The sequence below is a fragment of the Henriciella pelagia genome (genome assembly GCF_002088945.1).
Classification (GTDB): Bacteria; Pseudomonadota; Alphaproteobacteria; order Caulobacterales; family Hyphomonadaceae; genus Henriciella; species Henriciella pelagia.
The window spans coordinates 18,135-36,449 of record NZ_NCSU01000015.1; the positions used below are offsets into that span (position 1 = coordinate 18,135).

Genomic DNA, 18,315 nt, shown 5'->3' on the forward strand with positions numbered 1-18,315 from the left:
AATGGGCTTCTGGGACGCATTCCGCTTAAAGGCTACGCAACACCGCGCTCTGAGAGTCGCGATTATCGTCGGAACCGTTCTTACTCTGATCAATCAGGGCGATCTAATTCTGGCAGGGTCTGTCCCTGAAATCTGGAAAGTTCCACTGACCTACCTCGTGCCCTATTGCGTGTCGTCCTACTCAAGCGCCGCGATGCTGTCTTCCAAGGCATGAGCTAACGCGGCGTACACTGCTGCTGCTGAACCATTTCCTTCGCTGAGGCCGATACTCGACATCTCAAAGGCACTGCAGGTTAGAGGACTCAGGTTTTTCGGCTGAAAATAGCCCTCGGCATTTCTCGCTCACTGCACACGGAGCGCACACGAAGGTCCGTACACCTTTGTAATGTATTATTTTTTACCCCTTCCATCATTGCATGCATCCAGCCGCATAGCGATCGAAAGACTTGCAAAACCACTCAAGCCCAAAACACCAAAACCCTCTTTTGTACATCTTCGCTAGAGTTGCTAGCGGCTGCCGACGTTGGCCTGCTTCATGTCTCGCTACCAGCTCGACCAAATGGGATACTCACTCAAAAGTCAGTCTGGTCGGAAATGTAGACGGCTGGTTTCGAGTTGAGGATGATCCTGTTGAGCCGGCGCAATTCAGATAAAGTTGAATCAGCAAACCGCGCCACGAAACTTGTGGGCATCGACAAGTTTAGTCCTACCGGTAGTTTCAACTTGGAACCGGATGAGAATATCGTTCGGATCGTCAAGCTGTTGGCTCGGCAAAAAGCCGAAGAAGACTTCGCGAGGGCCACCGGCAAATCAACAAGCTGAGAACAGCCATGTCTAAAGTTGCCATCTACGCCCGCTTTTCCTCCGATCTGCAACGCGACGCTTCAATCGAAGACCAAATCCGTGAGTGCCAGGCACGTGCGGCGCGCGAAGGATGGACGATCGTTCAGTGTTACACTGATCACGCCATTTCCGGTGCCTCGATGAACCGGCCAAGAATACAAGCCCTGCTCCGCGACGCCCAGGAAAAGAAGTTCGATATCGTGCTAGCCGAAGCGCTGGATCGTCTGTCGCGTGACCAGGGCGATACCGCACACCTTCACAGGCAGATGAAGTTCCTTGGCATTCGGATCGCCACGCTGGCGGAAGGAGATGTCGGCATTCTCGACATCGGCTTCAAAGGCGTCATGAACCAGCTCTATCTCGACGACATGAAAGAGAAAGTGCGCCGTGGCCAAAGAGGCAGAGTGGAAGCGGGAAAGATCACGGCCGGCCTCGCCTATGGATACTCTGTCGTCAAAAAGTTTGGTCCCGATGGAAAGCCTGTTGCGGGAGAACGGGAGATAATCCCTTCGGAAGCTGCCATCGTTCGACGGATCTTTCAGGAATACGCGCTGGGTAAGTCGCCTCGTGCAATTGCTGTTGATCTCAACCGCGAAAACATTCCATCGCCACGTGGAGGTAAATGGCACCCTAGCACGATCGCCAACAGCCAAAGGCGCGGACTCGGGATCATCAATTGCGATCTCTATAGAGGAAAGATCATCTGGAACCGGACTACGGAGCTTCGTGAACCAGGAACGAACAGGCGCATTCCGCGCCTCAATGACGAGAGCAAACTCGTCACTGCTGATGCAGAACATCTTCGCATTGTACCTGACAAACTCTGGCAGGCAGTCAAAGAGAAACAGGAAAGGACCGCCAAGGGAGCGAGAACATTCAGAGACGCCAAGCGCCCCAAATATCTTCTCAGCGGCTTATTGAAATGCGGTGAGTGCGGCGGCGGTTTCAACAAGGCCAACCATGGCCGCTATGCGTGTTCGTCACGCCGAAACGCCAAGTCCTGCGAAAATCATTTGGCCATTCATCAGGACGATCTGGAAGAGGCCGTCATTGGCGGTCTCAGAGCTCGCTTGCTCACCGACGAACTCCTGCAAGTCTTCTGCGAAGAGTATACGCGCCACATCAACAAACTCAGCATGGCCAAGAACGCCAGGGTCAACCAGCTGCGGACCGAGCTCAACAAACTTCACAAGGCGAAAGAACGCTACCTTACTGCGATCGAAAACGGCGTACCCGCTGAAGAAGTCCGCGACAAGATTATCGCGGCTCGAGATCGTCGAGAGGAAATTGAGAAACAACTCGAACTGACAGAAGAGACACCCGTTCTCCTGCATCCAAAGATGGGGGACCACTACAAGAGCCAGATCGATCGTCTGGTAAAGTCTCTAAATGACGAGAGCTGCAATCTCGAAGCTCAAGAAATTCTTAGAAGCCTGATCGACAAAGTCGTGCTGACACCGAATTCAGCGCGCGACGAACTTGTCATCGACCTGCACGGCGACCTCGCTGGCATCCTAGCGGTGGCCGAGTCTCGCCAGGATACCAGCAGGCGGGCAGCGAAAACCGGAACTGGTCGTAGTCCGGTACTACTGGTGGTGGGCCCGGAGGGACTTGAACCCCCGACCAGACCGTTATGAGCGGTCCGCTCTAACCAACTGAGCTACAGGCCCGGATCTAAAATTTCTTGTGACCATCTTCTCGATGACACGAAGCCGCCGCAATGGCCGAATTATATCCGGAACGCAAGTCCCTGACGCTGAAAGGAGCTCAGAAATGCAATTGCCAAACGCCCGAATGATCGCAACCATCGCCGGCGCAGGCGCTCTCGTCGCCTGTGGAACCAGCATGGCGCAACAGGCCCCCGCCAGCACGCTCAACGTGCCCGGCGAGGCGCCTATTCCATCCTCGCACCCAAACTCGATCCAGCCGGAAACCACCCTGCAGATTTCCGCGACCGGTGAGGTTTCCCGTACTCCTGATATTGCCACCATCACCGCCGGCGTGCAGACTGAAGGCAAGACCGCATCCGAAGCCATGTCGCAGAACGCCTCGCGCATGCAGGGCGTCTATTCAGCCCTGCGCAGCGCTGGCGCCGCCGACCGGGACATGCAGACGTCCAACCTCTCCCTGCAACCGGCCTATGACTATTCCGGCCGGGACGGCAGCCCGCCACAGGTGACCGGCTATACGGCGAGCAACCAGCTGGATGTGAAGGTCCGCGACCTCGCCAATCTCGGCAAGACGATGGACGCCATTGTGTCCCAGGGTGGCAACACCATCTCCGGCCTGCAATTCGGTCTCGATGACCCATCCGACGCGCGTGACGAGGCTCGCGTCATCGCGATCCAGAAAGCCGTCGAGCGCGCCAACCTCTACGCCTCGGCGACCGGCTATCGCGTCGCACGGATCGTGACGATTTCAGAAAGCTCCGGCGGCGGCTACCAGCCCATGCCGATGATGAGCATGCGCGCCGAAAGCGCCGATCTATCAACCCAGGTATCCAGCGGCGAAGTTGGCTATTCGGTTGACGTGACCGTGACGTTCGAGCTTCGCAAATAAGTTCCAGACAAGACAAAAGCCGCCGGTCCCTTCCATGAAGAGCTGGCGGCTTTTTCTATGCGCGGGCCAAAACCCCTCGCAAGATTGCCTAGTAGGCCGCGCTTGGCGCCTTCATTTCATTGGCATCGTCAAGCAGGACCACCGTTGGCGCATGCTGGCGGGCCTTTTCCGCATCGATGGATGCGAAGGCCGCGATGATCACCTTGTCGCCGACAGAGAAGTGGCGGGCCGCAGCACCGTTCACGCCGATGGTCTTGGAACCGCGCGGCGCTTCAATCGCATAGGTCTGGATACGGGCACCATTGGTGACGTTCCAGATATCAACACGCTCATTGGGCAGGATGCCGGAGGCGTCCAGAAGCTCCTGATCGATAGAAACCGAGCCTTCATAGTGAAGGTCACACTGGGTGACCGTCCCTGAATGAAGCTTGGCCTTGAGCATGTTCAGAAGCATGAATGCGACTCCCGTGTTCCGATACGCGGCCTGTTACCGCCTCATTCGATATGGGTACAGCCTACCCCGAGGTAAAGAATGATACCGCACCGCAATAGTCATGCCATAAAGCATAGTTGGCGCTGCAGGTGAAGCCACCTTCGCCTCTGCAGGAGTTACAGCAGCGCAAAGGCCCTGAACAATTCCCTGATACGCCACTGGTTTATTGCCCTTTTCTGCCCGCCCGCCATGCAACCCTCGCATAGGCCGTGACGTTCTTGTTCCAATCCTGTGAGGTCCGGTTTGCTCGAATTCATAAATGCGCATGCGGCGTGGGTCGCGCTGTTCATCCTGCTTTGCATGTTTGCGAGCTTTGTGGCCGAACGTATCAATCCGGCCGCCACAGCGATTGCTGGAGCCGGAGCTTTCCTGGCCCTTGGCTACGTCAATGAAGATCTCGCCCTCGGTGCCTTTGCCAACAGCGCTCCGGTCTCCATCGGTGCCTTTTTCATTCTCGCCGCGGCGCTGCAGCGAACCGGGGTGCTGGAATATATTGCAGGCCGCATTCTCGCCATCGCAGACCGCTCACGGCTCGGCGCGCTCGGTCTTGTTGCCATCGTTGCGATCCTCGCCTCGGCCTTTGTCAGCAACACGGCCGTCGTCGTCATCCTCGTGCCGGTCGTGATCGCGCTGGCCCAGAAGCTTTCAATATCGAGCAAGCGCCTCCTCATTCCGCTGTCATACGTATCCATTCTCGGTGGCACGATGACGCTGATCGGCACCTCATCCAACCTGCTCGTTGCCGGTGTTGCCCAGTCACGCGGGCTGGAGCGGTTCGGCATCTTCGAGATCACGGTTGTCGGCTTCATCACGCTGGCGATCTGTTTCGCCTTCCTGCTCCTTCTCGGCCGCTGGCTGCTGCCTTCGGGCGAAGGTGACGCCAATGCCAGCCCACAGCAGCGCCAGTTCCTCACCGATATTTTTCCGAACGCAGACAGCAAGGTGATCGGCCAGCTTCCCGAAGATGTTCCGGCCCTGAAGGCAAAAGGTGTCACGCTGGTCTCGCACCGGCGCGGCAATCGCATCCTCTCCGCCGATCATGAGGACCGTGTCCTTGCCGCCAATGACCGGCTGACCATACGCGCCACGCTTGAGGAGTTGCTGACCCTGTCAACCGGGCAGACGTTCAAGGTTGGCTTGCGCGTGCGCCGGGCCAATCCCGATGAGCCCTTGCAGGCGCAGGCCACCATCTCCGCCACCGATGCCAATATCGGCCGCCCACTATCGCAGCTTTCGCACCTGTCCAATTACCAGATAACTGTGCGCGGCCTTGCCAGGCCCGGCAATACACCTGGGCCGACACTGGCCGCCTGCCGGGTCAGGGCGGGCGACCATCTCCTGCTTGAAGGCTCAGAAGGCACGCTGCGCGCACTGTCGAACTCGACGCCTCTGCTCATCGATCACGATATCGGTGCCGTCCCGTTTCGCCGTGGCCATGCGCCAATCGCCATTGCGACCCTCGCCGGCGTCATCATCGCCAGTGCAATCTTCGGCACGCCCCTGGCCGTGGCCGGCCTGATTGGCGTTGGCATTGTCATGGTCACCGGCTGCATCAGCAGCGATGATGCCTGGCAGTCGCTTCACGCCAGCGTACTCGCCCTGATTGTCGCCATGCTCATCGTCGGGCGCGGCATGGAGGAAACCGGCGCGCTCAACCTGATCGTGGAGGCGGTCTCGCCCGTGCTCATGGCAGCATCGCCTTTCCTCGTCCTGCTCGCTATCTACGCGCTGACCTCGCTGCTGACAGAACTCATTACCAATGCGGCAGTCGCCGTCATCATGACCCCGCTGGTCATCTCCCTCGCCGCCTCTCTCGGCATGGAGCCGCGTGCCCTCGTCCTCGCCGTGATGTTCGGGGCCAGCGCGAGCTTTGCCTCGCCCATTGGCTACCAGACCAATACGATTGTCTATTCGGCGGGCAACTACCGCTTCAGCGACTTCCTGAAGATCGGCCTGCCGATGAACGTAATCGCCGGCCTCGCCTCCTGCACGGCGATCTGGCTACTTTTCGTGCGCTGACGGGCCGATCCGCCAGGGCGGAAACCGGCGCATCTCGCCCGCCTGATAGAGGCAGATACGGTTTCCGGCCGGATCCCTCAGATAGGCCTCGCGCCATTTCCAGCTCTGGTCGACCGGCGGCGAGATGAAGCTCAAGCCTGCCGCGACAAGCCTTTCATATTCCGCGTCCAGGTCATCCACCTCGAAATAGACGAGCGGGTCGTCGGCACCCGGCCAGCCCTCAACATGGTGCAATGAGAATGTCGCCGGTTCGTCCCAGCCGTCAGCCGGACATTCGAACCGCGCATAGCGCGGCGGGCTGTCGACGATCTGGATGAGGCCGAGCGTCTTGTAGAAAGCAACACTCTTCTCATATTCGACGCATGGAACGGTCACCTGATTGAGCCGCATTATCCAATCCCCCGGAGGCCGTCATGGCGCATCACAAACGAAAAGGTCCGAAATCGACCCGTGCCGGCTGCCTTCTCTGCAAGCCGCACAAGCGCCAGGGCGCGCCGCTGCAGTCCCGCGAACGTTTCCGCCAGCATGCCAAACGTGTTGCCGCCGACCGTGAGGCCACGAACGCCGCTCACTAGCCCAGCAGGTGCAGCACGACCTGCCGCGTATGCGGACGGTCACGATGCTCGAACAGGTATAGCCCCTGCCAGGTGCCGAGCAGCATCTCGCCGCCGCTCACCGGAATGCCGATCGAGGTCTGCGTCAGCGCGGCCTTGATATGGGCGGGCATGTCATCGGGCCCTTCAGCGTTATGGATGATCCAGCCCATGGACGGGTCATCGGAGTGCGGCACGAGCCTTCGAAAGAACGTCTGAAGATCGGCTTGCACATCCGGATCGGCATTCTCCTGGATGAGCAGCGAGCAGGACGTATGCCGCACGAAGACCGTCAGCAGCCCTTCGCTCACCCCGCTTTCACGCACGAACTGGCGCGCCTGGCGCGTAAATTCGGTAAGGCCGGGGCCGCTCGTCGAAATGGATAATGTGTCGATCATGCGCGCCCATTGATAGGGCGTTGGCCGCATCCTGTCAGCCCAGCTGCGGCAAGGCTCGCAGGTTTCGTCAGGTGCACTCGTGTTCATCGTATCAACCTTTCAATTGACGGCGCTTGCGTGCATCCTCTTCAACGCTCGCGCGTTGGGGTTCGAGACAGCCAGGCAGGAGACAGGGATGCGTTGGAAGGGTGGCCGCACGAGCGGGCGGGTAGAAGACAGGCGCGGCATGAAGACAGCGGCCGCTAGCGGAGGTCTCGGCATTATCGTTCTCAGCCTGATCGGTTATTATTTCCTCGGCATTGAGCCTCAGACCACACAGAAAATCGCAAGCTCCTTTGGCGGCGCTGGTGTGCAGGAACGCGGCGAGGTCGGCACCCCGGAAGACCAGGCGGGCCTCTTTGTCGATATCATCGGCTCCAACATCAATGATGTCTGGTCGGCCAGCATGAACAATTATTCGCCGCCCAATACCGTCCTCTACACCCAGGGCACCAATACGGGCTGCGGCTATGGCCAGTCCGCCATGGGGCCGTTCTACTGCCCGGCTGATGAGACCATCTATCTCGACCTCTCCTTCTGGCAGCAGATGGAAACCCAGCTTGGCGCGTCCGGCGCCGACTTCGCCAAGGCCTATGTCATCGCGCATGAGTTTGGCCATCACGTCCAGAAGCTGACGGGCGCAACGACAGAGGTCCGCAACGCTCAGCAGCGGGCGAGCAACCAGGCCGAAGCCAATCAGTACGCCGTCGCGCTGGAACTTCAGGCCGATTGCTATGCAGGCGTCTGGGCCGCCAATGCGGCCCGCGTATCCGGCGGCGACGTCGCCCTTGAAGAGGGCGACATTCAGGAAGGCCTGCGCACCGCGAGCGCTATCGGCGACGACGCCCTGCAGGAGCGCGCCGGACGCAATGTGAACCCGGAAACCTTCACGCATGGCTCCTCCCAGCAACGCATGGACTGGCTGATGCGGGGCTACCGGTCGGGCGATCCCAATCGCTGCAACACCTTAGACGAGCTGTAGGGGCACCCTCACTCATACCGGTTCTTTTCGGCCGGATTGTCCGAGAAGTACTGCACGAATTCGAACTCGATATTGTTGCCGTCGATGAAATAGACATTGCGGCGGTGTTCAGTCGGCGCACCAGGATTGGTGACCTCGTGTCCTGCCGCTTCAAGCCGCGCTATGAGGCGTTCGACATCCGAGACCTCGAACGCGAGATGCGCCAGACCCGGTGCATGGCCCTTCAGGTCTCGCGGCGCGCCTTCGCCATTGTCTGAAAGCGCAATGTAAAACTCGTCGTCACCGAAATGCAGCCACGTACGCGGCTTGCCATACCAGTCTCCCTGGCCGCTGCCCCTGACGCGCCAGTGCGGGAAAGCGGCTTTCAGGAAGCTCAGTGTTGGTTCGATATCAGTGACGACGAGATTGGCATGTTCGAGGCGTACCATTGTCCTTCTCCAATTATTCTAGGTTTTTCTTTACTTATTTGCGCTTGTTTTTGAAAGCAATACCTTTTAAAAAAGAAAAATGGCTGCTGACTCCTCCCTTCCCGCGCTCACCGCAACGCGCAATACAGTTCTCGACCTGTTGAAACGCGGTGGCCCGCAATCGGCGGGCGCTCTGGCCGAAACGCTCGGCGTCACTGCGATGGCAGTGCGGCTGCACCTTTATGAGCTGGCCGAAGAGGGGCTGATCGAAGAAACGTCAAAGCCTCAGGGCCGCGGCAGGCCGACCAAGATCTGGTCGCTGACGGACGCGGCTTCCCGCGCCTTTCCGGATGCGCATCAGGGTCTTGCGCTGGAGATGATCACCTCGATCCGGGACATGTTCGGAGAGGACGGCCTTGCCCGCGTTATCGACCGCCACAGCGAGACCCAGCTCGCCGCCTATCGAGAGCACCTTGCCGGGCTGAAGGATATCGGCGCACGCGTGCAACGCCTGACCGAGCTGCGCTCAGCCGAAGGCTACATGGCCGCTGCCGCCCGCGATGGCGACGACTGGCTCCTCATCGAGAACCACTGCCCGATCTGCTCTGCCGCCAAGGCGTGCCAGCGCCTCTGCGCCAACGAATTACAGGTTTTCCAGGACGCCCTCGGCCCGGATATACGTGTCAGCCGCGAGGATCATATCCTCAAAGGTGCTCGAAGATGCGTGTACAGGGTGCACGCCCTGTAGCGTCGTCCTTTGCCAAAAAAACAATGTACATTCGTGCCTGCAATCCGCACAAAGCGGCGAGCATAATCTGGTGCGCCAGCCCTGCCTGTGCGGACGCATCAATCGTAGAGGGAACACCACAATGTCAGACACACCGACGCAGCAATTCGAAACCATCCAGATCCACGCCGGCACTGAGCCGGACCCGGCAACCGGCGCTCGCCAGGTGCCAATCTACCAGAATGCCGGCTATGTGTTCCGCGACACGGAACACGCCGCCAAGCTGTTCGGCCTGCAGGAAGTGGGCTTCATCTATTCGCGCCTGACAAACCCGACGGTTGCCGCGCTTCAGAACCGGATGGCCGCGCTTGAGGGTGGCGCCGGCGCGGTCTGTTGCTCGTCCGGGCATGCTGCGCAGATCATGGCGCTTTTCCCTCTCATGGCGCCAGGCCGCAACGTCGTCGCTTCGACCCGTCTTTATGGCGGCACGATCACCCAGTTCAGCCAGACTTTCAAACGCTTCGGATGGTCCGCGAAATTTGTGGACTTTGACGATCTCGACGCTGTGAAGGCAGCCATTGACGATGATACGCGTGCTGTTTTCTGCGAAACCATCGCCAATCCGGGCGGCTATGTCACCGATCTCGACGCCATCGCCAAAATCGCAGACGATGCCGGTATTCCGCTCATTGTCGACAATACCAGCGCCACGCCCTATCTCTGTCGCCCGATCGAGCATGGCGCGACGCTGGTCGTCCACTCGCTGACAAAATACCTCACCGGCAATGGCACCGTCACCGGCGGCGCCGTAGTCGATAGCGGCAAGTTCGACTGGTCGGCCTCCGACAAGTTCCCGTCGCTCTCCGCACCCGAGCCAGCCTATCATGGCCTGAACTTCCATGAGACGTTCGGCCCGGCAGCCTTTACCTTTCACAGCATTGCCATAGGCCTTCGCGACCTCGGCATGACGTTGAACGCGCAGGCCGCGCACTACACGCTGATGGGGATCGAGACGCTGTCGCTACGCATGACTCGGCATGTCGAGAACGCACAGAAAATCGCCCGCTGGCTGGAAGGCCATGAGGCTGTCGCTGCCGTGACCTATCCGGGCCTCGACTCCTCGCCTTACAAGGCCCGCGTTCCCCGCATCTGCCCGAAAGGCCCCGGCGCTCTGTTCACGATCAAGCTGAAGGGCGGCTATGATGCCTGCGTGAAGTTTGTCGAAAGCGTAAAGCTGTTCAGCCACGTCGCCAATCTTGGCGATGCTCGCTCGCTGGTCATCCATTCAGCCTCAACGACGCACCGCCAGTTGACCGAGGAACAGCAGATCGCCGCCGGCGCCGCACCGGACGTGGTCCGCCTGTCCATCGGCATCGAAGGCGCAGAGGACCTCATCGCCGATCTCGACCAGGCGCTGGGAGCATAAGGCCCTAAAAGGCTCTTCAACGAACGGTAGTCCAAATGGAAGGCGGCTCAGTGAGCCGCCTTCTGCCCGCCGGTGCATCTACCGGATCAGCGAACAAATCTGATTCCATAAAATTTCTTGTTTCCACCTAAGAGATCATCATCACCCTCCTGATAGAATGCCACACATAAGAATATAAGGAGAATGCGGGTGAAGACGACATCGATCAGGACGGCGCTGATCGCCGCCAAGGGGCCATGGTACCCGAAAGACCATCAGGGACAGGGCTTCTACGCATTGTTCCTGAAACAGGGCTGCAGCCTGCCATGCCTCGAAGTGGCAGAGGACGGACTGCTCTATATCGGCAAGACCGAGAAGGGCTTTTCCGCCCGTGATCAATTCGATCCGAAATGCGGCCATAGTGGCAGCTGCACGGCCCGCCGCAGTCTCGGCGCCCTTCTCAAGGATCAACTTCAGCTTTCAGCAGAGCCGCGAAGCCGCCGCTCATTCTTCAACCGCTCGCATCACTTCCGGTTCGACGAGGAAGGCGAACGCGCTTTGTCCGGCTGGATGCGAGCGCATCTCCATATTGCCCGTGTGCCCTTCGAAGGCAATGTGACGGCAGCCGAAACCATACTGATCGACTTGCTCTGTCCCCCGCTCAACCTGACGAAATGGCGAAACCCGCAAGCCCCTTATATCAAGCGGATGCGGCGACGCTGCGCCAGTGAGGCCCGGCTCTTCTTCATGCCGCGCCGCTCGGCTGCTTAAGCGCGCCTGATACGGCCCTCGCTTTGGCCTGCGCAAGCGTCACACTGACCGTTTGCCGGTTCAGCTGCACGGCCCCAAAGATTGTCATGAAGCTGATATTGGACGCGTCGCGTCCGGTGCAGATTCGCACCATTTGCGAGACATCGGCGAGCCGTGACGGATCAACCAGGTGCCAGCTTCCGTCCAGCCAGACCTCGACCACGGCATGAAAATCCGGCGGCTGGATGTTCGGCGTGTAAACCAAAACCATGCGCGCCGGCACACCGGCCGCCCGCCAGAAGCTGATCAGCTCGTCCCGATTTAGCAATCGCTGTAGGGTGGGTTGAGGCCCTGCCGATACCCACCGCGCTCCAACATAGCGAATGGCGGGTATCTCTCCGTTCAACCCGCCCTACAGCGCCAAAGTCGTTCGTAGTATATTGCATTGCTAATGAGCTTCCGGCTCATCGAGCGTGACGAAAATTGCAGCGCCTGGCTCCAACAAAAAAGGCGGCCCGCAGACCGCCTTTTCCAGATTTAAGTATCCAGGAAGCTCCGCAGTTTCCGGCTTCGGCTCGGATGCTTCAGCTTGCGCAGCGCCTTGGCTTCGATCTGGCGGATGCGTTCGCGGGTCACCGAGAACTGCTGGCCGACTTCTTCGAGCGTGTGGTCGGTGTTCATGCCGATGCCGAAGCGCATGCGCAGCACACGCTCCTCCCGCGGCGTGAGCGAGGCGAGCACGCGGGTCGTGGTTTCGCGCAGATTGCTCTGGATCGCCGCATCGACCGGCAGAAGCGCCATCTTGTCCTCGATGAAGTCACCGAGGTTTGAATCCTCGTCATCACCGATGGGCGTTTCGAGCGAGATCGGCTCTTTCGCGATCTTCAGAACCTTGCGGATCTTCTCCAGCGGCAGGCCGAGCTTTTCAGCCAGTTCTTCCGGCGTCGGCTCACGGCCGATCTCGTGCAGCATCTGGCGCTGCGAGCGGACAATCTTGTTGATCGTCTCGATCATGTGCACCGGAATACGGATCGTGCGGGCCTGGTCAGCGATGGAGCGCGTGATGGCCTGGCGGATCCACCAGGTCGCATAGGTCGAGAATTTGTAGCCGCGGCGATATTCGAACTTATCGACCGCTTTCATCAGGCCGATATTGCCTTCCTGGATGAGATCGAGGAATTGCAGGCCGCGATTGGTGTACTTCTTCGCAATGGAGATCACGAGGCGAAGGTTCGCTTCGACCATTTCCTTCTTGGCGACGCGCGCTTCGCGCTCACCCTTCTGGACGCGCTGGACGATGAGGCGGTAGTCGTCAATCGGGATACCGATTTCCTGAGACACAGCCGAAATCTCTTCGCGGATGTCATTGATCTGCTCGCCTTCCTTCTCGAAGAATTTTTCCCATTTCTTCTTCGATTTGGAGGAGCTGATCGCTTCTTCCTGCCAGGCCGGGTTCAGCTCGTTGCCGAAATAGCTGGTCAGGAATTCCTTGCGCGGCACACCATGCGCATCGGCGAGGCGCATCAGCTTGCCCTCAAGCCCCATCAGCTTCTTGTTGATCGCATAGAGCTGTTCAACCAGCGCTTCGATACGCGCATTGTTGATGTGCATCGTCTTCAGATTGTCGACGATGGACTGTGACAGCGCGTCGTATTCTTCCTGTGCCTTGGCGGGCAGCGCCTTGCCTTCCATGCGGCATTCGACGAGCTTTTCCTGGAGCTTGCGATACTGGCCAAAAGCCAGTGCCATCTCATCCAGCTTGCCGAGAACACCGTCGCGCAGTTCCGCTTCCATGGCGGACATGGACATGGCTGCGCCTTCTTCCTCATCCTCGCGTTCTTCGCGGGCAAGGCGTTCTTCGGTCGTCTCGTTCTCGCGGGCCTTGGCTTCGGCTTCTTTTTCTTCCTCGGTCTTTTCTTCCGGCTCTGGCGCAGGGTTTTCCGCGCCATAAGTGGTTTCAAGATCGATCAGGTCACGCAGCAGGATGCGCTCATTCATGAGCTCATCGCGCCACACCATCATTGCTTCGAAGGTCAGCGGGGACTCGCAGAGCCCGCGGATCATCGCGTCACGGCCAGCCTCAATGCGCTTGGCAATCGCGATTTCGCCTTCGCGTGAGAGGAGCTCAACTGCACCCATCTCCCGCAGATACATGCGAACCGGGTCATCGGTGCGGTCAGAGCCGCGCGCATTGCCCTTCTTGGCAACAGCGGTCGAACCAGTTTTGGCGACAGCTGTGCCCTTGGATGAGGTCTCGACCTCATCCTCATTCTCGACGACCTGGATCCCCATTTCGGACAGGGCCGACATGGTGTCTTCGATCTGGTCGGAGCTCAGCTCGTCAGACGGCAATACGGCATTGAGCTCGTCATGTGTGACATAGCCCTTGTCCTTTGCCTTCTTGATGAATTTCTTGACCTTGGAGTCATTCAGATCGAGCACCGGACGGTCTTCAGTTTCCACATCACCGTCTTCGTGCTCATTCTTCTGGGCTTTCGCCATGTAGTTCTCCCGCCTGTCGCAGTGCCTGTCTGCAACATTCAAACCAATTTTGCCAGCCGGTCAGTCCTGATCGGCTTGTTCTGCTGCCTCATTGAGACGCGCTGCGCGAGCCTTGCGTTCAGCGACCTCATGGTGCAATCGGCGCCAGTTCTCAGGTGATGCCGTCACATCATCTCCACTGCCGCCCCCATAAGGGCTGCTATCATCTCTGGCTACATATTGCTCCAGGGCGATCAGCCATTCCCGTTCCTCTGGCCCATCAGGCTCAATCTTCGGAATTTCGGGATAGTTTTTGAGCAATTCAGCAGCGCGCGTGTTACCTCGTTCTTCTAAATGGTCGCGGATAGCCTCGCGGTCAACTCCCTTGCCTGCTTGAGGCCAGGAAATAATCACATCACGGAGAATAGCGACATCTTCGTCACGAAAAACGCTCATCGACAACGTCTCGAAGCCAAAGTCGATCAGGTGCGGATTGTCGATCGCCCGGATGATCAGGCCGAGCCCGCGCGTCTTGGGCGCAGCAGCGGTCTGTTTCGCGCCTTTCTTGGGCGGCGCGCCTCCACCGGAAAACGTGCGCTCACGCCTGGACCGGCGCAGCTGCCAGAGATGCTCATTCATGCGGGCCTTCAGGTCCCGCTCATAGGCCGCCTTCACCGCCGGATTTTTAATGTGCGCAGCCGCCTGCATCAGCCGGGCTTCAAGTCCGGCCTGGCGTTCCGGCGTATCGATGGGCTCTGCATCACGTTCGCGCTGCCACAGCACCTCGACCAGCGGGACAGCCCCGGCCAGCGCCTGTTTCATCGCTTCGGGCCCCGACTGGCGAATGAGATCATCCGGGTCCATGCCGCCAGAGAGCAGGCAGAAGAAGAGTGAGCGCCCCGGCTCAAGGAATGGCAGCGCGCGCTCAATGGACCGGTACGCCGCGCGCAGGCCCGCCGCGTCGCCATCAAAACACAGCACAGGCTCGGGCCCGGCCCGCCACAACAGGGCCAGCTGGTCTTCCGTCAGCGCCGTACCAAGCGGGGCGACCGCGTGGCCGATCCCAGCCTCCGCCAGCGCGATGGCGTCCATATAGCCTTCCGTGACAATCAGGCCGCCTTCATCGGTATCGCCGAACGCGGTGCGCGCATCTTTGTACCGGTAGAGCACACGGCCCTTGTGGAAGAGCTCGGTATCATTCGAGTTGAGATATTTCGGCTTGGCGTCGGGCGCCATGCCCCGCCCGCCAAAGGCGATCACCTGCCCGCGCACATCGGTGATCGGGAAAATGACCCGGCCCCGGAAGCGGTCATAAGGATCGCCGCCGCCCTCCTTCTGGACGGAGAGTCCGGATTCAAGGATTTCGCGGTCGCTAAAGCCTTTGGACTTCAGATGTTCGATCGTGGTGCGCCAGTCATCGGGCGCATAGCCCAGCCGGTGGCGTGCCCACGCCCCAGCGCCCAGTCCGCGTCCTTCCAGATAGGCCCGCGCTTCTGTGCCTTCCGCCGCGCGCAGCCGGTCTTCATAGAAGGCGCAGGCCGCCTCGCAGCACTCATAGAGCCGCTTGCGACGGTCATAGGTTTCCTCATCCGCAGCCGTCGCCTTGGGCAGCTGCATGCCTGCTTCGTCCGCCAGCTTCTCCACCGCCTCCATGAAGGAGAGACGCTCTGTCTCCATCACAAATGAGATGACATCGCCGCCAATGCCGGAGGAGAAATCCTTGAAGATGCGCTTCTGGTCATTGACGTAGAAGCTCGGGCTTTTCTCGTTGGTGAAGGGCGACAGACCCACCCATTCCTTGCCCTGCTTCTTCAGCTTCACCTTGCGCCCGATGACATCCGACGGGCGGATGCGCGCTTTCAGCTCTTCGACAAAGCCATCGGGAATGCGGATGGGGGCGGACATTGGGGAGAGTGTAGCGCGGACCGGGCGATGCAGGAAGAACGAGGTTCAGAACAGCTTGCGCAATCCATATCGGGACCACAAGCATCGAGTTTAGAGTTAATTGTCCAGCCATTTTCTGCTACAGGTTAAGTTCTCTATTGAAGAAAGGGTGGAACAATGGGGTTTATTAGACCGGAGCTCTTCGAAGCACTTGCTGCGTTCGACGACGCCCCAGACTGCACGAATGTGTGCAAACAGGATGCTGTGCCAGCTGACACCCTAACGCCGGACGGCGCGGTACGTGAACTTACTCCGTGCGAAATCTGTCAATTGAAGAAGAAGAGGAATGCTTTATTTCGATTGGCGATGCTCCGGGCCGCAGCCTTCGTGAAAGCCAACAACCAAATGGATATAAAAGGCGGAAAGGGACTCGAAAAGAAGAGAGTCGCCCGCGTTACGATTGAGCTAGAATTCAATCATAGAATATTTCACGAGCGAAAGCCTAATCATCAACCACGAGGCGTTTCACCCGCAGCAAATTTTTCCGTTCCAATGGGCGTAGAGTACTCCAGATATGACGATGGTTCGACAGATCGCGAGCTTGCTGAACTGAACGGCTTTTGGCCCTGCATCTGAGCACCAGCTATTCCAATGCACTGACCTCGATGAGCTTGGAAGTGCAGCCCAGCGCCTCAATAGTCTTCAGGGTGGTCGGGCTGATGCGCATATCGTCGGCATAGAGCAGTTCGGCGCGGGACACTGTGGCGCAAGCGCCCTCACCATCTCCCAGAGCCGACTGGACTTCAGCAAGCCCAAGCAGGCTGAAGAATTGTCCGACAGGGGATCCTTCCTCACGCGCTGTCTTCAGTGCGTGGCTGAAGCCCGCTTCGGCGGCCTGCGTGTTGCCAAGCTTGAGATCAATCGAAGCAAGCTGGCGGTAGCCATTGGCGAGTGATTCAGGCCGGCCGGTCTGCTGCTCAAGGTTTAGGTAATTCTCAAAAAACCCTCGCGCCGCTTCCAGATCGCCATCAAGCTCCGCCATATTGCCCATGGTTGAGTAAGCCACGCCAAGGTCGCGGTCGAAACCGTGCGTCGTCTGCCAGGGCATCAATTCAGCCAGCATGGCGCGGGCTTTCTCATGTTCACCGCGAATGGCGAAACTCAGCGCTGCATTCGTCCGGGCCTGTGACACGAGCCGGTCAAATCCGTCGGCTTCTGCACGCCTGGCCGCATCGAGCAGGATCTCGCCAGCCTCCACCAGCCGGTCTTCATAGACCCGGATGGACCCTTCCTGAATATCAAGAAAGATCTCATCCTCAGCTCGCCCCGGTGACAGCGCGCGTGCCCGCTGAAGATAGCGCCGTGATGCCTCCACATCATGCTCGAAACGCGACAGGCGGACGAGCCGGAGATGGGCGTAATAGTCTTCCGGGTCCAGATCGATGAGCCTCTCATAAGCCTGCCTTGCCATCGGCATGTCAGCGTCGACGGCAAATGCTCCGATCCGGTGCAGGATGGTAATGGCTTCTGTGTCCTGCAGATGGTCCTTGTTGTCATCATAATAGTCCCAGAGCGTGTCGACGGCCGCGTGCAGGTTTCGCCGCTCAATCAGGTTCAGGACGGCCGCGTCGATGTCCTGTTCGGAATCGGCGAGACGCTGGATGATGGCGCGCAGCATGCGTACATCCACTGGCATGGCGTCTGGACCGGACAGCGCATCGACCGCCGCTTCGATCCGAAGGGCGCGGGCCGGACCAGGCATCTTGCGAAGCTCTGCTATCCGCGCCTCTACAAGGCCGCGTCCCTCGGCTCCCGGATATGAGCTGAGAAAGGATTCGAGCAGATCGGCGCTTTCACTCTTAACCGCCAGCTGCAGGGCGGCAATCTCGACCGAAGCTGCATCTTGTGCACGGTCACATCCAGCAAAGCAGAAATCGGCCTCTCCGCGCAGGCCCGACTCTGTCCAGGGCTGCTGGCTATATCCGGTCTGCTCCTCAACCTGGGTGGCGACACGCCGGAACATGGCCTCGGCCGCAATCCCGGGCTGGACCAGGTTCAGTGCCAGAGCTCTGCTGAATGGGCTGTTGCTTCCCTTTCCGTCTGCCGCCGTCATCCCCGGCGCCGTGGCATAGGCAATCAGGATGCCCCGAAGCCTGGAGGGCGGCGCAAGTCCAGACCCGCCGGACCGCGCCGCCGCGGGCAAGGGATTGTCCCGGCAGGCGTCCAGAACAACGAAGTTCACGTCATTCGACGCAGTCTCCAGCAGTTCGAGGAGCTGGCCAAGACGAGGCGCCTGGGCCCAGATATCCGCTTCGCTTCTCGGACTGGCATCGACCGGGATGAGATAATTGATTCCCTCGGACTGCACCGCGTGTCCGGCATAATAGAAAAACCCCGTGCTGGCCGGGCCGGCATCCTTCAGCTTCTGCGCATGACGTATGAAAGCGTCCTCAAGACCTTTCTCGTCGACGTCGAAAACCAGTTCCGTTTCGAAGCCGACAGCCTTGAGCGCATCCGCAACCAATCTTGAATCATTGTGGGGGTTGGCCAGAGTCCATCCAGGGCGCTCATAGTCTGCATTGCCAACAATCGTCGCAATTCTCTGCGCCGTCGCAGGGCTGGCTACGAGCACCAGAAATCCGAGCACTGACAAGAGAGTGCGCAATGTTTCGCCTCCGTAACGAAGGCACTATAAGCCACTTATCCACAGCTTGTTAACTATGATTCCGGGAAAA

At 59.2% G+C, this 18,315-nt stretch carries 19 protein-coding genes and 1 tRNA gene; 11 read left to right on the plus strand and 9 right to left on the minus strand.

Annotated elements, in window-relative coordinates:
• Position 1 precedes the first annotated feature (1 nt).
• From nrtS to B8746_RS17635, 3 genes are all read left to right on the plus strand, one after another.
• Complete coding sequence (gene nrtS, locus B8746_RS17630; RefSeq protein WP_084394463.1) at positions 2-214, plus strand: nitrate/nitrite transporter NrtS; 213 nt, start codon at positions 2-4, stop codon at positions 212-214.
• Between the two features lie 407 nt (positions 215-621).
• Positions 622-822 carry a hypothetical protein gene (locus B8746_RS14670; protein WP_084394464.1) on the plus strand — a complete coding sequence of 67 codons (201 nt, stop codon included), beginning with the start codon at positions 622-624 and terminating at the stop codon, positions 820-822.
• Positions 823-830: 8 nt separating this feature from the next.
• Positions 831-2,480, plus strand: coding sequence for a recombinase family protein (locus B8746_RS17635; protein ID WP_370374008.1), 1,650 nt, complete (start codon positions 831-833; stop codon positions 2,478-2,480).
• Here B8746_RS17635 and B8746_RS14685 read toward each other — a convergent pair.
• Positions 2,437-2,513 (minus strand) — tRNA-Ile (locus tag B8746_RS14685). The two genes, B8746_RS17635 and B8746_RS14685, sit on opposite strands and share 44 nt — an antisense overlap.
• Positions 2,514-2,616: 103 nt before the next feature.
• Here B8746_RS14685 and B8746_RS14690 point away from each other — a divergent pair.
• Positions 2,617-3,402 (plus strand): SIMPL domain-containing protein, encoded by a 786-nt coding sequence (locus B8746_RS14690; RefSeq protein ID WP_198943749.1) that lies wholly within the window; start codon positions 2,617-2,619, stop codon positions 3,400-3,402.
• A gap of 88 nt (positions 3,403-3,490) precedes the next feature.
• Here B8746_RS14690 and panD read toward each other — a convergent pair whose 3' ends face one another.
• Positions 3,491-3,856, minus strand: coding sequence for an aspartate 1-decarboxylase (gene panD / locus B8746_RS14695; RefSeq protein WP_084394466.1), 366 nt, complete (start codon positions 3,854-3,856; stop codon positions 3,491-3,493).
• Positions 3,857-4,138: 282 nt separating this feature from the next.
• Between panD and B8746_RS14700 the strand changes: the two genes are divergently transcribed.
• The gene (locus B8746_RS14700) at positions 4,139-5,914 is read left to right on the plus strand and encodes an SLC13 family permease (protein ID WP_084394467.1); all 1,776 of its coding nucleotides are present in this window, start codon (positions 4,139-4,141) and stop codon (positions 5,912-5,914) included.
• On the opposite strand, the gene B8746_RS14705 is transcribed toward B8746_RS14700, so the two are convergent.
• Positions 5,897-6,304, minus strand: a complete 408-nt coding sequence (locus B8746_RS14705) for a VOC family protein (protein WP_084394468.1) — start codon at positions 6,302-6,304, stop codon at positions 5,897-5,899. The genes B8746_RS14700 and B8746_RS14705 overlap by 18 nt on opposite strands.
• A gap of 23 nt (positions 6,305-6,327) precedes the next feature.
• Here B8746_RS14705 and B8746_RS17185 point away from each other — a divergent pair, with 23 nt between their 5' ends.
• The gene (locus tag B8746_RS17185) at positions 6,328-6,489 is read left to right on the plus strand and encodes a hypothetical protein (RefSeq protein ID WP_158084657.1); all 162 of its coding nucleotides are present in this window, start codon (positions 6,328-6,330) and stop codon (positions 6,487-6,489) included.
• Here the strand turns inward: B8746_RS17185 and B8746_RS14715 are convergent.
• The gene (locus B8746_RS14715) at positions 6,486-6,905 is read right to left on the minus strand and encodes a secondary thiamine-phosphate synthase enzyme YjbQ (protein ID WP_084394734.1); all 420 of its coding nucleotides are present in this window, start codon (positions 6,903-6,905) and stop codon (positions 6,486-6,488) included. The two genes, B8746_RS17185 and B8746_RS14715, sit on opposite strands and share 4 nt — an antisense overlap.
• 175 nt (positions 6,906-7,080) lie before the next feature.
• Between B8746_RS14715 and ypfJ the strand changes: the two genes are divergently transcribed.
• Positions 7,081-7,926: a KPN_02809 family neutral zinc metallopeptidase gene (ypfJ, locus tag B8746_RS14720; protein WP_084394470.1), complete on the plus strand. Its 846-nt coding sequence runs from the start codon at positions 7,081-7,083 to the stop codon at positions 7,924-7,926.
• A gap of 8 nt (positions 7,927-7,934) precedes the next feature.
• On the opposite strand, the gene B8746_RS14725 is transcribed toward ypfJ, so the two are convergent.
• Positions 7,935-8,354: a VOC family protein gene (locus B8746_RS14725; protein ID WP_084394471.1), complete on the minus strand. Its 420-nt coding sequence runs from the start codon at positions 8,352-8,354 to the stop codon at positions 7,935-7,937.
• 79 nt (positions 8,355-8,433) lie between these two features.
• Between B8746_RS14725 and B8746_RS14730 the strand changes: the two genes are divergently transcribed.
• The 3 genes from B8746_RS14730 to B8746_RS14740 all read left to right on the plus strand — a co-directional run bounded on the left by B8746_RS14730 (position 8,434) and on the right by B8746_RS14740 (position 11,236).
• Entirely contained in the window at positions 8,434-9,081 is a 648-nt protein-coding gene (locus tag B8746_RS14730; protein WP_084394472.1) for a helix-turn-helix transcriptional regulator, read from the plus strand.
• A gap of 121 nt (positions 9,082-9,202) precedes the next feature.
• The gene (locus B8746_RS14735) at positions 9,203-10,486 is read left to right on the plus strand and encodes an O-acetylhomoserine aminocarboxypropyltransferase/cysteine synthase family protein (protein ID WP_084394473.1); all 1,284 of its coding nucleotides are present in this window, start codon (positions 9,203-9,205) and stop codon (positions 10,484-10,486) included.
• Between the two features lie 189 nt (positions 10,487-10,675).
• Positions 10,676-11,236: a GIY-YIG nuclease family protein gene (locus tag B8746_RS14740; protein WP_084394474.1), complete on the plus strand. Its 561-nt coding sequence runs from the start codon at positions 10,676-10,678 to the stop codon at positions 11,234-11,236.
• Here B8746_RS14740 and B8746_RS14745 read toward each other — a convergent pair.
• From B8746_RS14745 to dnaG, 3 genes are all read right to left on the minus strand, one after another.
• Positions 11,211-11,621 carry a transglutaminase-like domain-containing protein gene (locus B8746_RS14745; protein WP_308421837.1) on the minus strand — a complete coding sequence of 137 codons (411 nt, stop codon included), beginning with the start codon at positions 11,619-11,621 and terminating at the stop codon, positions 11,211-11,213. The two genes, B8746_RS14740 and B8746_RS14745, sit on opposite strands and share 26 nt — an antisense overlap.
• A 131-nt stretch (positions 11,622-11,752) precedes the next feature.
• Positions 11,753-13,717 carry an RNA polymerase sigma factor RpoD gene (gene rpoD / locus B8746_RS14750; protein ID WP_084394475.1) on the minus strand — a complete coding sequence of 655 codons (1,965 nt, stop codon included), beginning with the start codon at positions 13,715-13,717 and terminating at the stop codon, positions 11,753-11,755.
• A 60-nt stretch (positions 13,718-13,777) separates the two neighbouring features.
• Positions 13,778-15,601: a DNA primase gene (gene dnaG, locus B8746_RS14755; protein ID WP_084394476.1), complete on the minus strand. Its 1,824-nt coding sequence runs from the start codon at positions 15,599-15,601 to the stop codon at positions 13,778-13,780.
• A 156-nt stretch (positions 15,602-15,757) separates the two neighbouring features.
• On the opposite strand from dnaG, the gene B8746_RS14760 reads away from it, so the two are divergent.
• A complete protein-coding gene (locus tag B8746_RS14760; protein WP_084394477.1) occupies positions 15,758-16,216 on the plus strand; it encodes a hypothetical protein in 459 nt (152 codons plus the stop codon).
• 7 nt (positions 16,217-16,223) lie between these two features.
• Here B8746_RS14760 and B8746_RS14765 read toward each other — a convergent pair whose 3' ends face one another.
• Entirely contained in the window at positions 16,224-18,245 is a 2,022-nt protein-coding gene (locus tag B8746_RS14765) for a caspase family protein (protein WP_084394478.1), read from the minus strand.
• Positions 18,246-18,315: the final 70 nt, after the last annotated feature.

Excerpts from the sequence above, each read along its gene's own strand:
- B8746_RS14715 (WP_084394734.1), bottom strand. The coding sequence starts at position 6,905 with ATGATCGACACATTATCCATTTCGACGAGCGGCCCCGGCCTTACCGAA.
- B8746_RS14760 (WP_084394477.1), top strand. The coding sequence starts at position 15,758 with ATGGGGTTTATTAGACCGGAGCTCTTCGAAGCACTTGCTGCGTTCGAC.
- B8746_RS14705 (WP_084394468.1), bottom strand. The coding sequence starts at position 6,304 with ATGCGGCTCAATCAGGTGACCGTTCCATGCGTCGAATATGAGAAGAGT.
- B8746_RS14735 (WP_084394473.1), top strand. The coding sequence starts at position 9,203 with ATGTCAGACACACCGACGCAGCAATTCGAAACCATCCAGATCCACGCC.
- dnaG (WP_084394476.1), bottom strand. The coding sequence starts at position 15,601 with ATGTCCGCCCCCATCCGCATTCCCGATGGCTTTGTCGAAGAGCTGAAA.
- ypfJ (WP_084394470.1), top strand. The coding sequence starts at position 7,081 with ATGCGTTGGAAGGGTGGCCGCACGAGCGGGCGGGTAGAAGACAGGCGC.
- B8746_RS14670 (WP_084394464.1), top strand. The coding sequence starts at position 622 with ATGATCCTGTTGAGCCGGCGCAATTCAGATAAAGTTGAATCAGCAAAC.
- nrtS (WP_084394463.1), top strand. The coding sequence starts at position 2 with ATGGGCTTCTGGGACGCATTCCGCTTAAAGGCTACGCAACACCGCGCT.
- panD (WP_084394466.1), bottom strand. The coding sequence starts at position 3,856 with ATGCTTCTGAACATGCTCAAGGCCAAGCTTCATTCAGGGACGGTCACC.
- B8746_RS14725 (WP_084394471.1), bottom strand. The coding sequence starts at position 8,354 with ATGGTACGCCTCGAACATGCCAATCTCGTCGTCACTGATATCGAACCA.
- rpoD (WP_084394475.1), bottom strand. The coding sequence starts at position 13,717 with ATGGCGAAAGCCCAGAAGAATGAGCACGAAGACGGTGATGTGGAAACT.
- B8746_RS14730 (WP_084394472.1), top strand. The coding sequence starts at position 8,434 with ATGGCTGCTGACTCCTCCCTTCCCGCGCTCACCGCAACGCGCAATACA.
- B8746_RS17185 (WP_158084657.1), top strand. The coding sequence starts at position 6,328 with ATGGCGCATCACAAACGAAAAGGTCCGAAATCGACCCGTGCCGGCTGC.
- B8746_RS14690 (WP_198943749.1), top strand. The coding sequence starts at position 2,617 with ATGCAATTGCCAAACGCCCGAATGATCGCAACCATCGCCGGCGCAGGC.
- B8746_RS17635 (WP_370374008.1), top strand. The coding sequence starts at position 831 with ATGTCTAAAGTTGCCATCTACGCCCGCTTTTCCTCCGATCTGCAACGC.